10 protein-coding genes and 1 tRNA gene are annotated in these 13,899 nt (G+C 70.3%); 7 read left to right on the top strand and 4 right to left on the bottom strand.

All coding sequences use genetic code 11. The features are described 5' to 3' along the window. Positions 1-5 precede the first annotated feature (5 nt). Positions 6-1,235, top strand: a complete 1,230-nt coding sequence (locus OG556_RS25575) for a PLP-dependent aminotransferase family protein (RefSeq protein ID WP_371522891.1) — start codon at positions 6-8, stop codon at positions 1,233-1,235. A 109-nt stretch (positions 1,236-1,344) separates the two neighbouring features. Here OG556_RS25575 and OG556_RS25570 read toward each other — a convergent pair whose 3' ends face one another. Then, positions 1,345-1,899: a MarR family winged helix-turn-helix transcriptional regulator gene (locus OG556_RS25570; protein ID WP_371519726.1), complete on the bottom strand. Its 555-nt coding sequence runs from the start codon at positions 1,897-1,899 to the stop codon at positions 1,345-1,347. Positions 1,900-2,131: 232 nt separating this feature from the next. Between OG556_RS25570 and OG556_RS25565 the strand changes: the two genes are divergently transcribed. The 3 genes from OG556_RS25565 (at position 2,132) to OG556_RS25555 (ending at position 5,533) form a co-directional block, all read left to right on the top strand. Continuing rightward, on the top strand, positions 2,132-3,331 hold the full coding sequence (locus OG556_RS25565; RefSeq protein ID WP_371519723.1) for a cytochrome P450: 1,200 nt from the start codon (positions 2,132-2,134) through the stop codon (positions 3,329-3,331). A 40-nt stretch (positions 3,332-3,371) separates the two neighbouring features. Next, on the top strand, positions 3,372-3,566 hold the full coding sequence (locus OG556_RS25560; protein WP_371519721.1) for a ferredoxin: 195 nt from the start codon (positions 3,372-3,374) through the stop codon (positions 3,564-3,566). 173 nt (positions 3,567-3,739) lie between these two features. Beyond that, on the top strand, positions 3,740-5,533 hold the full coding sequence (locus OG556_RS25555) for a hypothetical protein (protein ID WP_371519718.1): 1,794 nt from the start codon (positions 3,740-3,742) through the stop codon (positions 5,531-5,533). Here the strand turns inward: OG556_RS25555 and OG556_RS25550 are convergent. Continuing rightward, positions 5,517-7,673: a tetratricopeptide repeat protein gene (locus tag OG556_RS25550; RefSeq protein ID WP_371519715.1), complete on the bottom strand. Its 2,157-nt coding sequence runs from the start codon at positions 7,671-7,673 to the stop codon at positions 5,517-5,519. The two genes, OG556_RS25555 and OG556_RS25550, sit on opposite strands and share 17 nt — an antisense overlap. Positions 7,674-8,455: 782 nt before the next feature. Here OG556_RS25550 and OG556_RS25545 point away from each other — a divergent pair. Continuing rightward, the gene (locus OG556_RS25545; protein ID WP_371519712.1) at positions 8,456-10,357 is read left to right on the top strand and encodes a DNA/RNA helicase domain-containing protein; all 1,902 of its coding nucleotides are present in this window, start codon (positions 8,456-8,458) and stop codon (positions 10,355-10,357) included. A gap of 264 nt (positions 10,358-10,621) precedes the next feature. Next, positions 10,622-10,750, top strand: coding sequence for a DUF6408 family protein (locus OG556_RS25540; RefSeq protein WP_371519709.1), 129 nt, complete (start codon positions 10,622-10,624; stop codon positions 10,748-10,750). A 56-nt stretch (positions 10,751-10,806) separates the two neighbouring features. Here OG556_RS25540 and OG556_RS25535 read toward each other — a convergent pair whose 3' ends face one another. Further along, positions 10,807-12,882 carry a DUF2075 domain-containing protein gene (locus tag OG556_RS25535; RefSeq protein WP_371519705.1) on the bottom strand — a complete coding sequence of 692 codons (2,076 nt, stop codon included), beginning with the start codon at positions 12,880-12,882 and terminating at the stop codon, positions 10,807-10,809. Positions 12,883-13,206: 324 nt separating this feature from the next. On the opposite strand from OG556_RS25535, the gene OG556_RS25530 reads away from it, so the two are divergent. Then, complete coding sequence (locus tag OG556_RS25530) at positions 13,207-13,494, top strand: hypothetical protein (protein WP_371519702.1); 288 nt, start codon at positions 13,207-13,209, stop codon at positions 13,492-13,494. 193 nt (positions 13,495-13,687) lie between these two features. Here OG556_RS25530 and OG556_RS25525 read toward each other — a convergent pair. Next, positions 13,688-13,774 (bottom strand) — tRNA-Pro (locus OG556_RS25525). Positions 13,775-13,899 lie beyond the last annotated feature (125 nt).

Genomic DNA, 13,899 nt, shown 5'->3' with positions numbered 1-13,899 from the left:
CGGCGATGACCTCGATGAACCTGCTCAACGAGATCTCCATCCGCTACCCGGAGGCGGTCTCCTTCGCCGCGGGCCGCCCGGCGGAGCAGTTCTTCGAACTCGACGCCGTCCACCGCCACCTGGACCGCTACGTCGCCCACCTGCGCGCCGAACGCGGGCTCTCCGAGGAGGCGGCCCGGCGGCAGGTCCTCCAGTACGGGCGGACCAAGGGGATCATCCACGAGCTGATCGCCACCCACCTCGCGGTGGACGAGGGCATCGAGGTGCCCGCCGAGTCGATCGTGGTGACGGTGGGCTGCCAGGAGGCGATGTTCCTGGTGCTGCGGGCGCTGCGCCGCGGCCCCGAGGACGTGGTGCTCGCCGTCTCGCCCACGTACGTGGGGCTGACCGGCGCGGCACTGCTCGCCGACCTGCCGGTGCGGCCGGTGGCCGACGGCCCGGACGGCGTGGACCTCGCCGACCTGCGCCGCCAACTGGCCGCCGCCCGGGCCGAGGGGCTGCGCCCGCGCGCCCTCTACCTGGTACCGGACGTCGCCAACCCGAGCGGGGCCAGCCTGCCGCTGGAGCTGCGGCGGGAGCTGCTCGCCCTGGCCGCCGAGGAGGACTTCCTCCTGCTGGAGGACAACCCGTACTGCGTCTTCGCCGGCGAGGAGCGACTGCCCTCGCTCAAGGCCCTGGACACCGTACGGCGGGTCGTCCACCTCGGCTCCTTCGCCAAGACGGCCCTCCCGGGCGCCCGGGTCGGGTACGTGGTGGCGGACCAGCCGGTGGCGGACGGCGCGGGCGGCACCGACCTGCTGGCCGACCTGCTCGGCATGATCAAGAGCATGACCACGGTGAACACCTCACCGATCGCCCAGGCCGTGATCGGCGGGGCGCTGCTCGAACACGGTTACAGCCTGCGGGCCGCCAACACCGAGGTCGCCGCGCTCTACCGGCGCAACCTCGCGCTCGTCCTGGCGGGCCTGGCCCGGCGCTTCCCGCCCGGCAGCGGGGTGAGCTGGAACGAGCCGCGCGGCGGGTTCTTCCTGGTGGTCACGGTGCCGTTCACGGTGGACGACGCGCTGCTCGAACTCTCGGCCTCGGAGTACGGGGTGATCTGGACCCCGATGTCGCACTTCTACCCGGGCGCGGGCGGGGAGCGGCAACTGCGGCTCTCCGTCAGCCAGGTCGACCCGGACACCGTCGACCGCGGCCTGGACGGACTGGCCGCCCTGATCGCCACACGGTCCTGATCGCCGCAATCGCCGCACAGTCCTGACCTCCGTACGGCCCTGACCTCCGTACGGCCCTGACCCCGGAGGGGGCGCCCACCCCGGCGCCCCCTCCTTCCCACACCCCGTGTCAGGGGCAGTGGTTCGGGCCCGAGTCGGCGCCCCCGACGCCCCCGGCCGCCCGGTCCGCGGGCGTGGCGTCCTCGGACAGCATCTTGATCCTGACCTGCCGCACGTACCGGTCCACCAAGTGGCGCAGCACGCTGACCGTGGCGGCGACGTCCGGCGCCGGAATGCCGTCCAGCGCATTGGCCAGACCGGCGATGTTGGCCTGTTTCAGACGGTTGAGCATCGCCCGCCCCTCGGCCGTGAGCGCCACCTGGCGGGCCCGGCGGTCGAGCGCGTCCGGAGTGCGTTCCACCAGTTGCTGGGTCTGCAGCCGGTCGATCTGCCGGGTGACGTGGGAGGGCTTGACCATCAGCCGGGCGGCCAGGTCGCCCACCCGGCTGACCTCCTCGGCCTCGGCGAGCGCGCGCAGCAGGTAGACGTCCGAGCGCGCCGCCGTGATGCCGGCCCGCGCCGTCTGGCGCTCGTGCTCCTGCGAGCGGGTCAGCAGGTAGGCCAGCGAGGCCAGCACCTCCTCCAGTTCGGAGGTGGCGGTCGGATTGTCTGTTGCGTCCGGCATGGGGGAACTGTAGCGACCCCGTTCGGGGAGTGGCTCCCCTCTCGACCACTGGCCGGTTTCCGGACAGATTCGTTCGCCACCGGATGGGCCCTTTCGCCACCACTGACCGCGAGTTAGCGTGACGGTGAGTTAGTTGCTTAGGGCATGCAATGGTCCCGGGCGCTACCCCACGGCACCGCAGGCCCATCCGCTCGGCGCCACCGGCAAATCCGCTCCGCGAAGGGAGCCCATGATGGCCACCGCCGCTCACAACCCCCGGTTCACCCACCCCGCCGCCCGTGGCGGCTGCCCGTTCGACCCGCCGCCGGCCTACCAGCAAGCCCAGCAGGACGAGCCGATCAGCCGGATCACCCTCTGGGACGGCGCCCCCAGCTGGCTGGTCACCCGCCACGACGACATCAAGGCCGTGCTCAGCGACGCCCGCTTCAGCTCGGACGCCGCCCGGTCCGGCTTCCCGTTCATCAGCGCCGGCGCCCGGCAGCTGAGCACCGGCCAGCGGACCTTCATCCGGATGGACGACCCGGAGCACGCCCACCTGCGCCGGATGCTCACCAGCGAATTCATGATCAAGAAGGTCGAGGCGCTGCGCCCCGAGATCCAGCGCATCGCCGACGAACTGCTCGACGAGATGACCGCCGGCCGCAACTCCGGCGACCTGGTCCACGAGTTCGCGCTGCCGCTGCCGTCCCTGGTCATCTGCCTGCTGCTCGGCGTCCCCTACCAGGATCACGACTTCTTCCAGGAGTGCAGCCGGGTCCTGCTGCGCCGCGACTCCTCGGCCGAAGAGGTGCAGATCGCCCAGAAGAACCTGGTCGACTACCTGATCAAGCTCACCGACTCCAAGCGCACCGAGCCCGACGACGGCATCCTCAGCCGCCTGGTCGCCCGCGGCGAGCTGAACACCGAGGAGATCGGCGCCATGGGCCGGCTGCTGCTGGTCGCCGGACACGAGACCACGGCGAACATGACCGCGCTCTCCATCCTGGCCCTGCTGCAGAACCCCACCCAGCTCGCCCACCTGCGCGAGCACCCGGAGTCGGTCGCCGGCGCCGTCGAGGAACTGCTGCGCTACCTCACCATCGTGCACTCCGGCCTGACCCGGGTCGCCACCGAGGACGTCACCATCGGCGACGTCCGGATCCGGGAGGGCGAGGGCGTGATCTGCATGATCAGCACCGCGAACCGGGACGAGCAGAAGTTCCCCGACGGCGACGAGCTCGACCTCTCCCGCGACGCGCGCCTCCACCTGGCCTTCGGCTTCGGCGTCCACCAGTGCCTCGGACAGCCCCTGGCCCGGCTGGAACTGCAGATCGCACTGAACTCCATCCTGCGGCGACTGCCCGAACTGCGCCTGGCCGTACCGTTCGAGGAGATCCGCTTCCGGGGCGACATGCTCATCTACGGCGTCCACGAGCTCCCCCTCGCCTGGTAGCGGCCCCCCGCGTCCGAACCGATCCTCCGAAGGGAAAGCCATGCTCATCCACATCGACCAGGAAAAGTGCTGCGGCGCCGGCCACTGCGTACTCGCCGCCCCCGAGGTCTTCGACCAGCGCGACGAGGACGGCATCGTCGTCCTCCTCGACGCCACACCCCCCGCCGACCTCCACCAGGCCGTCCAGGACGCCGCCGCGGTCTGCCCGGCCGCGGCCATCCGCCTCGAACTCTGATCACCCCCCCATCACCCCCACCCCCCCAACCCGTCGCCGAGCGACGACCCTGACCGCGCGTCGGGTCCGGCCGAACCGACCGGCCCCGACCGAGGCCGAGCCTCAACATCCACTCCGTGGGACAATGGACGGACCTCGCGAGGGGAGGCGGCGAGCATCGAAGGAGCGGCGGGTTGGCAGGGCTGGTGACCGACTGGATCCGGGTTCCGGTGGGTGAGGACGCCTCGAGGTGGACCACCCGCGGTGGCTGCCGCCGGGTTCTCCTCGTCGTCCACAACGTGACCTCCGCGACCCGGCTCCTGGACGTCGTTCCGCTGTTCCGCGACGACCTCCGGATCCAACTGCTGGCCACCTGTACGGGATCGTCCCCCTTCAGCGCGGGAGTCGCCGAACTGTTGAGCTCCCTCGGAGTTCCGGTACTTCCGTGGGAGCAGGCCAAGCAGACACCCGTGGACCTCGCCCTGTCGGCCAGCTTCGGCGGTGAACTCTCCGAGCTCCAGGGGCAGTTGGTCGTCCTCTCACACGGAGCGGGATACAATAAAACGCTCGCGACACCGAACACCGAACACCGAACACCGAACACCGAACACCGAACACCGAACACCGAACACCGAACACCGAACGCGCCGCATGCCCCCGTCTTCGGCCTGGCGCCCGAGTGGCTGCTGTCCGACGGGGTTCCGCTCGCCCGGGCGATGGTGCTCTCCCACCCCGAGCAGCTCGGCCGGCTGCGCGAAGCCTGCCCCGAGGCCGCTCCGACGGCGGTGCTCGGCGGCGACCCCTGCTTCGACCGCATCCTGGCCGCCCTTCCGCACCGGGAACGCCATCGCCGCGCGTTCGGCGTCCGGCCCGGACAGCGGCTCATCGTGCTCAACTCCACCTGGAACCCGCAGTCGCTCTTCGGTGACGCCGGCGCGAACGACCCGCTGCCGTGGCTGCTCGACCGCCTCACCGCCGAACTCCCGGTCGACGACTACCGGGTGGCGGCCGTCCTCCACCCGAACATCTGGCACGGCCACGGCCCCGGCCAGGTCCGCCTCTGGCTGGACCGCGCCGAGCGGGCCGGCCTCACCCTGATCGATCCCCTGGACAGCTGGCGACAGGCACTGATCGCCGCCGACGCGGTGATCGGGGACTTCGGCTCGGTCAGCTACTACGCCGCGGCACTGGGCACCCCCGTTCTGCTCGGCGCGGCCTCCGACGAGGTCCTGGGCGCCACCTCGCCGGTGGCGGCCTTCGTCCGCGAAGCCCCCCGGCTCGCCCTGGACTCCCCCCTGCGACCGCAGCTGGAAAAGCTCTTGACGACTCATCAATCTCCCACCAGCCCAGGCGAGTTGACCACCTCGGCACCCGGCGAGGCAGCCGCCCTGCTGCGCTCGCTCTTCTACGAGGTCATGGAGCTGCCCGAGCCGACAGAGCCGGCCCTCCTGGACCTGCTCCCGCTCCCGGACTACCGGCCACCGACCAGAACCGTGCCGCTGCGGGTCCGCACCCACCCGGGGCCCCGCCCGCACGAAGTCACCGTCGAGCGGGTCGCCGAAGGCCGGTACGGTCCTTCCGGGCCGGGCTCCGACCACCTCGCGGTGCACGAGGACACCCTCGACCAGGGCCTCCTCGGCCTGGCCGACGCGATCCTCCGCCACGGGGAGGCCGACGACCCCCGGATCGGTCCGCCCCGGGAGTGGGCCGCGGCGACGCTCGCCCGCTACCCGAACTGCTCGCTCGCGGCCTTCGTCTCCGGCCCGGACACCTGTGAAGTGCTGCTGCGTGACCGGGGATTCGTCCGCCTCACCAGCCCCTCGCTCGACCCGGCGGCGGCCGCCTCGGCGCTGTTCGCCCAACTGGACAACGCCGCCGTCCCCCGACCCCTGCAACCCCTGCGACCCCTACAACCCCTGCCGCCGATGGAGCTGACCGTGCGCACCGGCGGCGCGTCCCACCCGGTCCTGGTCAGTCCCGTTCCGTGAGGCACTGCTGCCGCAGGCCCGCCAGGTAGCGCAGATGGGGCTCCGCCTGCTCACGGTCCAGGATCGCGGCGGCCTCGTCGATCGCGGCCAGCGCCTCCTCCGTCGCCGAGGTGTCCGCCCAGGTCTCGGCGAGATTGGTGAGGGTGCGGGCCGCGTTGTAGTTGTCGTGCAGACGCCGGAAGTCGGACAACGCCTCCGTCAGCCAGACCCGGGCCCGCTCGTACTCGGCCAGGCCTCGCAGCGCCCGCCCCCGGTGCCGCTTCAGCAGCGCCCGGGCCCGCGGAACGTCCCCCGCCCGCTCGTGGTCCGGTCCGATCGAGGCGAGCAGTCCGTCGGCCTGCTCGAAGCAGTCGTACGCGGGCTGCCACCGCCACTGCCGAAGCCTCAGCAGCCCGAGCGACTCGACGGCCGTGGCCTGGCCCAGCAGGTGACCGGCCCGTTCGAACGCCGAGGAGGCGTCGACCAGACAGCTCTCGGCCTCGGCCAGCAGGTCCAGTTCCATCAGGGCGAACGCCAACTGGGTGTGCATCCGGCCGGCCATCGCCGAGTCCGGGTCGTGCGCGACCGCCGCCCGCACGGCGGTGCGCAGCGCCGGCAACAAAACCTCGTGCCGACCGGCCTTGAGCTGCACCGCCCACGACGCCTCCGCGAGCTCGCACGCCGTGGCCGGCGCGGCCAACTCCTCGGCGGCGAGCACCGCCTCGACCAGGTTGCCCACCTCCGCGGCCAGCGCGGCCAACGCCGCACCGGCGTCCGGGTAGTCGCCGGGCCCGAGTTCCCGGTAGAGCGGCCCGACGTGCCAACGCTCCCGCAACGCCGCGTAGTCGGCCCGGACGGCGAAGCGCAGCAGGTGCTCCACGGCACGCGTCACCGCACCCGCGCATGCGGCCAGACCGTCCACCCGCGCCGCCTGCTCCTCGGCGAACCGGCGCACGGCGGGCCGGTAGCGGTAGCGGCCCTCGGGCGTGGCCTCCACCAGTCCGGCCTCGGCGAGCCCGGCCAGCAGGACACCAGCGCGCTCAACCGCGGGTCCGCCGGGTCCGGCGACCGCCACGGCCAGCTCGGGACCGACGGCCGGCCACGGCCGCAGGGCACAGAGCCGGAACAGCCGGGCCTCCTCCGGCTCCAGTACCTCGTACGACTCCTGCACGGCGGCGCGCACCGGATCACCCCCGTGGGGATCGCCACCGCCGTCGCCACCACCACCCCGGCGCTGCTGGGGGATGAACGCCAGCCGGGGAGCCGCGGCGCGCAGGGCGAAGGGCGATCCGCCACACCGTTCGAGAACATCCGCCAGGGCGGTGCCGGCGGCGGAGACGGTCTCCTTCCCCGCAAGGTCCGTGAGCAGCCGCCTGGCGTCCTTGTCGGACAGCGGCCCCACCGGAATCGGGACGGCGTCGAGACCGGTGAGCGGACGCCGGGCCACCACGACCGTGACGACGCCCGGAGCCGCAGTGATCAACGGCCGGACCTGGGCCGCCGACCGGGCGTGGTCCAGCACGACGAGCAGCTGCCGCTCGGCGACCAGCGACCGGAACCGCTCGACCCGGTCCTGCGCGGCCGGCGGAACCCGGTCCGCCGGCATACCGAGGTGGATCAGGAACTGCCGGAGCACGGCGGCCGCATCGGGCGCGGTCGCCGGCGACCCGCCGGAGAGGTCCGCATACAGCTGCCCGTCCGGAAACCGCTTCCGCTGCAGGGCGCCCCAGTGAACGGCCGCGGCACTCACGCCCATCCCCTGAGGCCCGTACAGAACGCTGACGCGGGGCGTGCCGTCCGTCTTCCGCCCGGCCTCCTTGTCCAACAGGGCCAGCACCTTGCGCCGGTCGGTGAAGAAGCGGTCGGAGGGCGGCAGCAGGGAGGGCGCCGCCAACGGCCCGGACCAGCCCCCGCCCTGGCCCCCCAGCCAGGCCCGAATCGCCCTGGCCTGCGCAGGATCCGACCCCGCCACATCCAGCAACAGCTGCGCCACAGCAGCCCGTTCGACGGCACCGGTCGGCGCCGGCACGTCCCGCCCGGTCACCCTGCGGACGAAGGCACCCGCCGACTCCCAGGCCCACTTACCGGCCTCGCTCGCCACGCTCGCACCCACGGCGCCGAAAACAGCGGCCACCGCCGACAGCGACACCGGCTCGAACACCCCACACCCCCTGCTCCACCGCGGCACCCAACCAACACCGCCGCACCCTCGCGTCCGCCCCCACGCTAGCCTGCCGAACCCCACCCCGGACACGACACCAGCAGGCCCACTCCCACCTCCCCTCCCCACCGACCGCCCCCACCGCCCCCAGCGTCTCCCCCACCCAGGCCAAGCGCGCCGACTACGGCACCCTCGCCCACCGCAACGCCCGCAACCTCAACGCCCTGCCCGCCGAGCACCCGACCATCAACGCCCTACTCCGCCCACCCAAGCCCCCCGGGCTGCCAGGCCAGCGAATCCACGGCGATCCCCCAACCAGCGGTCACGGCCCCCAGCTGGTCCCCGACAAGATCGCAAGACACCGACCCCACGGCCGTCGACCACCTGCCGCCCCATCAACAAAAAAGGCCGCCGGCCTGGGATTTCTCCCGGCCAACAACCTTCCGACATCACTCTCAGGACGACAGGATTTGAACCTGCGACCCCTTGACCCCCAGTTTTCCGCGCGACAGCCCCTCCCCAACTCTGTCGCGGCTGTCGTGGCCCACGCTGTCAGAGCAACCCCGTCCAGGACGGTCTGCTCCGGGACTCTGTCGGCCACGCAAGCCGTCCCGGCCGCTCATTCCCGGTTCGCCTTGCGGTTGGTGAAGGCTCAGGTGTTCGGTACGAGTTCACACGCTCCGTTGTAGGTTTGGCCCTGTCATCAGCGCGGCCCGCCGGGCTTCCCTCCAGGGACATGCCCCCACCCGCACGAGTCACTTCGTGCTGCCTGGGAGCATGTTTTGCTGTTCCGCGACTCCGCGTCCGCGGTCGCCGCCGAGAGCCTGGCCGGATCACTGTTCGTGCGCCTCATCGACCAGTTCGTCCACAAGCACGGCCACAAGCCCAGCTCATCCGAGGCCCGCTCCTGGGAGCAGAGCATCCCGGCCCTGACCAACGCGCTCCTGGACGCCGGACTCGGCATGGTCGAGGTACTCCTCGAGTACTCGCTGCCGCTCAACAGCAAGCGAGCTGACGTCATACTCGCCGGCGTCCACCCGAGCACGGGCGAGCCGTCGTACGTCGTGGTCGAACTCAAGCAGTGGAGCAGCGCGCTGCCGGAGGACGGCGAGCCCCTGCTCTGCCGGGTCGACGCCTACGCCCGGCCGGTACTGAACCCGATCGAGCAGGTCCGCGGCTACTGCGACTACCTCATCTCCTTCAACGGCGCACTCGCCGCCCATCCCGAGCGGCTCTCCGGTGTGGCTTTCCTCCACAACGCGACGGAGTTCGGCGTCCAGGGCCTGTACGAGGTGCCGCAGGACGAGCGCGGCCGGCTCTTCACCGCCGAGCGCCGCGGGGAGTTCATCCAGTACCTCCGGTCGAAGTTGAAGCCGGTCTCCGGCGCGGAGGCGGCGGACCAGTTGCTCGCGGGCAAGGTGGCCCCGTCCAAGCAGTTGATGGCGGTGGCCGCCGAGGAGGTCCGCGAGCGCGAGCAGTTCGTCCTGCTGGACGAGCAGCGGGTCGCCTACGAGCTGGTGCTGCGCGCGGTCCGTCAGGCGCAGCAGTCCGATCACAAGGAGGTCGTCGTCATCACGGGCGGTCCGGGTACCGGGAAGAGCGTGATCGCGCTGTCCCTCCTGGGTGATCTGTACCGGCGTGGTGTCACGGCTCTGCACGCGACCGGGTCGAGCTCGTTCACCACGACCATGCGCCGGATGGCCGGGGCGCGGAAGAAGCAGGTGCAGGAGCTGTTCAAGTACTTCAACAGCTTCATGACCGCCGAGCGCAACGGCCTGGACGTGCTGATCTGCGACGAGGCCCACCGGATCCGGGAGACGTCGGCCAACCGCTACACGCGGGCCGCCCAGCGCACCGGCAAGCCCCAGATCGAGGAGCTGATCGACGCCGCCCGGGTGCCGGTGTTCCTGCTGGACGAGCACCAGGTCGTCCGGCCGGGCGAGATGGGCACCGTGGCCCAGATCCGGGCGGCCGCCGCCGTGAAGGGCCTGGGCTGCCAGGTGGTGGAGCTGGACAGCCAGTTCCGCTGCGGAGGCAGCGACGCCTACCTGCACTGGGTGGTGCGCCTGCTGGGCCTCGAGCCCGGTGGCCCGGTCGGCTGGGAGCCCGACGGCAAGGTGGCTCTGGAGGTGGTCGACAGCCCCCAGGCGCTGGAGGCGTTCCTCGACGCCCGCCGCGCGGAGGGATACGGCGCCCGCATGTCGGCCGGGTACTGCTGGAAGTGGACGACGAAGGTGGCCCCGGGTGATCCGCTCCCCCTCGACGTGCACATCGGTGACTGGGCCCGGCCCTGGAACGTGTACGGCGACCGCTCGATCGCGGGCGCCCCGCCGGCCGCGCTCTGGGCCACCGATCCGGCCGGCTTCGGCCAGGTCGGCTGCGTCTACACCGCCCAGGGCTTCGAGTACGACTGGAGCGGCGTCATCCTCGGACCGGACCTCGTCTGGCGGACCGACCGATGGATCACCGACCGGACGGCATCCAAGGACCCCGTCTTCCGCAAGTCCACCACCGACGCCGACATCGACCGCCTGATCCGCAACACCTACAAGGTGCTACTCACTCGCGGAATGATCGGAACGGTCGTGTACTCGACGGACCCGGAGACACGCGCCAAACTGCGGAACCTGGTGGCCGGCCAACAGGTGGAGCAGAGCGAGGTGACGCACGGCCGTCGCGGCTGATCGGCACCCCTGCGGGGCATGGCGGCGGACCGGCGTGCGTCCTGCGAGGTTCCGCTCGCTGATCCCCGACGCCAACGCGTCCACGCGGTAGCATCATTGCGCTGCGCACCTTCCCGGAGGGTACGAGGCCCAGGTTCCATGCGCCCTCGACAGGCGGCGATTGACGAATGGTTGTGCCCGTCAGGTGGTCAACATCTGACGTGAGCGTGGTTGCCCGGTAGGGCGCCCCCTGCCATTCCGATATCACTGTCTGGAGATGGCCGCATGACCTCGATCGAGTACAAGCCTGCGCGTCGTGGACGGATCCGCGAGATCCTCACCGACATCGCCGTCGGAGTCGCCACCAACATGCTGGTGGCGGCGCTGACCTCGGTGGCGCACCTGCTCTTCTGACGCAGGTCAGTGGCGGGCCCGGCGAGCCCGCCACTTCCACTTGTCCACACCTTCCGTCAGAACAAGCGAAGGTCGTTCTTGGGCGTCTTCCGTCCCCGCTTCGGACGGGCGTAGTGCCGTGGCAGGCTCTCCCGGGTCGGCCGCAATCCGTGGATCTCGGTCTCCCCGACAAGGTCCTTGAGGTAGGCCCGGGTCTCCTCGTCCGTGGAATAGAGCACGGTCGCCCGGCTGGCCCGGGTCATCAGCACGTGGTAGGCGTGCCGGATCAGGCGGGCGAACTCCTCGTCACCGACGCTGCTCGCGCTGACCTTCGGATCAAGCGATCCTGGAACCCTCACCCGCCTCACGCCTTGCGCCGACTTCTCCGTCTCCTTGCCTCGGCGGAACACCCACTGGTCATCCCGGCGCACCATGTCATCGCCCATGATCACTCCGCACCAGTCCCACTCGAGGCCCTGCGCGGTGTACACACAGCCGACCTGGCCGACGCCGTTCTCGTGCGTCGACCACCTGACACCGGGCGGGACGCCGTCCGCGCAGAAGGTGTCGCTCTTCGCGTTCCACGGCTGGTGCCAGTCACCGATCCTGACGTCCCGCTCCAGTCGCTTCTCCCGGCCCAGAGGCTCGGTCCAGGGCCAGCAGTAACCGGCGACCATACGCGCGGATGCCCCGGCGCTGTCCTCGCCGAGGATGATGTCCCTGAGCGCGTCCGGCGTGTCCACCACCTCGACATGCATCAAGCCGTCCGGCGTCCAGTGCTCAGGCTCGTCGTCCGACAGACCGAGCAGCGCGTGCACCCAACGGACGTACGCGTCACTGCCACCGCATCGGAACTGCTCGCGGAGGCCGTACCGCACCACCGTGGCTCCACGCCGATCGGCCGCCTGCTGGATCAGGTCGACCGTACCGACCTCCTTCGGACGAACAACCTGGCCTTCGTCGAGGAAGAACACCATCAGCCGGGACGCATCGAGGAGTTCGTCCACCTGCGGCCGGGATCCCTGCTTCTCCGGCGGCCAGAACCGGTTCTCGGAGCGGTCACGGAGTCGGTGTGCCTCATCGCAGATCAGAACGTCGAGCAGCGGGTCGGGCGTCGTGACGTAGTCGAAGAAGTAGGTGAAAGTCTCCTTGAACTCCCGGTCACCGACACCGACGTGCTCCTGCATCGCCGCGTTGAAGGCCCTGCTCCCGCTGGCGTAGTTGACGTTCCGGCCGGCGGCCTCCAGCTCCGCCTTGATCTGCAGGCCGATAGCGCTCTTTCCGGTGCCTGCGCCACCGGTCACCAGGAAAACGACTCGTCGCTCGTCCGGAACCAGCGCGGGCTGCTTCAAGGAGGGCAGTACCTCGGCAGCTGTCTCCAGGATCTGATCAGCCACCGCTTTCTGCCGCCCGCGCAGGGTGAAGACCGTGTCCGTGCCCCGGGACCGCATCATCGCGTCGAGCAGCGGTGCGTTGCGCACGCCGATGCCCTGCAGCAGCAGCTCGGCCTCGGTGCCGCCGCCGTCGGCGGCGAAGTGTCCCTGCAAGTCGGTCAGCAACCGGCGGCGACGATCACCGGTGTACACCTGCGCATAGACACCCGTCGGTGCGTCCACGTCGATCAGTGGACGGACAGAGTCCTCAGTGGCGTTGTGCAGGTAGGCAAAGCCGCCGCACTCGATGTCGACCGTGCCGAAGGGACCCCGGTTGCCGGTGAACGCGTTGTAGTACTCGCGCAGTTGCAACGCAGGGTGCTTCTTGGGCTTCGCCAGGCCCGCCACGTAGATCTGGTCCGCAACGGCCCGCTCGACCCTGGTCACGGTCGACCAACGCTTCAGCTCCACCAGCTGGACGGACGGCCGATTCTCGCGCGGGTGGCGGCCCACCAGGACGACGTCCACGAGCCTGGGACTGCTCCCCTTGATGTCCTCGTCAACAGTCGCGGCGCACTCGACGACCATCTGCACATTGCCACGATCAGCGGCGACCAAATCGTTCGCCAGACAAATCAGACTCTCCGCCCACGCGAACCGCTCCGTCTCCGAAGCCTCGTGCTCCCGGAACTTTCGCCACCGTTCGGCAAGATGCGGCACCATCCGGCGGCGCGAGTTCAGAGTGAGCAGATCCTGCGCCGACAACTTCAGCAGGAGCATGGGCACGAAGGGACTCCCCCAGACCAGACCACGAGTGATTCGTGCGGGTTGGGGGCGTGTCCTCAGCGGGAAGCCTGTCGGGCCGCAAACAGTTCCGCCGATCCTACGTGCAGAGGCGGCCGTCAGTACACAATTCTCAGCGGCGATACGTACATCAGGAGATCATTCTCATCCCGGGCGAAGGCCCAGCCACGCAGTACCCCCAGCCGCCCGGCCATTGCCATCTCTGCACGTCGGACGGTAGACAGCCCGCGCTGTTCGTTCACCCAAAAAGCCCTCAACGGCGGAGGTGAATAGCGCGTGGTCCCAGATCGCCCCCGACCGATGCACCTGCCCCTGAACGCCCTGCGCGACCGACATGTCACCACCTGGTCCCGCGAACAGCTGGCCGCCGGCCGCGGACGCCCCACCGTCCACCGCTGCTGCACCATCCTCTCCAGCGCCATGAACGCCGCCGTCAGCACCGACCTGCCGGCCAGCAATCCCGCCCGCAACGCCGCACTGAAGCGTCCCGCCGCACCCGAGCGCCGGTGCTGGACACCACAGCAGGCATCCGCCTTCCTCCACCACAACGCCGAGACCTACAACGACGTCCACGCCGACTTTCTCTAGGTCATCCCCGGCACCAGAATGCGAGATCAACTGACGCCACGCCAGGAGCTGCGATCACCCCAGACTCACCCCGGCCACAAACCACCAGGTCGGAGAGACGGACGCGGCCGCCCTGCGACCGCACTCCCCCCGGAAACGACTGAGAGCGGGCACCTGGTTTCCCAAGTACCCGCTCTCACAACCGACATCACTGTCGGGACGACAGGATTTGAACCTGCGACCCCTTGACCCCCAGTCAAGGGGTTCAACTATTGTCGACAGCCGGGACCTCAAGGTCCCGGCTTCTTTGTTGCTCAACTATGCTGAGGAGAAAGTGAGTTGGAAACTCTCAGCGAAAGTGGCGCCTCAGAATGCTGACGGTGACTCAGTGTTTACTTTGCGCACAAGCGTCCGTTTTCACCCATC

It is taken from the genome of Kitasatospora sp. NBC_01300 (assembly GCF_041435235.1).
Taxonomy (GTDB): domain Bacteria; phylum Actinomycetota; class Actinomycetes; order Streptomycetales; family Streptomycetaceae; genus Kitasatospora.
Note: the sequence above shows the minus strand (reverse complement) of the source record. Positions and strands in the feature narration are given on the sequence as shown.

Coding starts and splice junctions, on each gene's coding strand:
- OG556_RS25575 (WP_371522891.1), top strand. CDS start 6: ATGACCTCGATGAACCTGCTCAACGAGATCTCCATCCGCTACCCGGAG.
- OG556_RS25570 (WP_371519726.1), bottom strand. CDS start 1,899: ATGCCGGACGCAACAGACAATCCGACCGCCACCTCCGAACTGGAGGAG.
- OG556_RS25565 (WP_371519723.1), top strand. CDS start 2,132: ATGGCCACCGCCGCTCACAACCCCCGGTTCACCCACCCCGCCGCCCGT.
- OG556_RS25560 (WP_371519721.1), top strand. CDS start 3,372: ATGCTCATCCACATCGACCAGGAAAAGTGCTGCGGCGCCGGCCACTGC.
- OG556_RS25540 (WP_371519709.1), top strand. CDS start 10,622: ATGACCTCGATCGAGTACAAGCCTGCGCGTCGTGGACGGATCCGCGAG.
- OG556_RS25535 (WP_371519705.1), bottom strand. CDS start 12,882: ATGCTCCTGCTGAAGTTGTCGGCGCAGGATCTGCTCACTCTGAACTCG.
- OG556_RS25530 (WP_371519702.1), top strand. CDS start 13,207: ATGCACCTGCCCCTGAACGCCCTGCGCGACCGACATGTCACCACCTGG.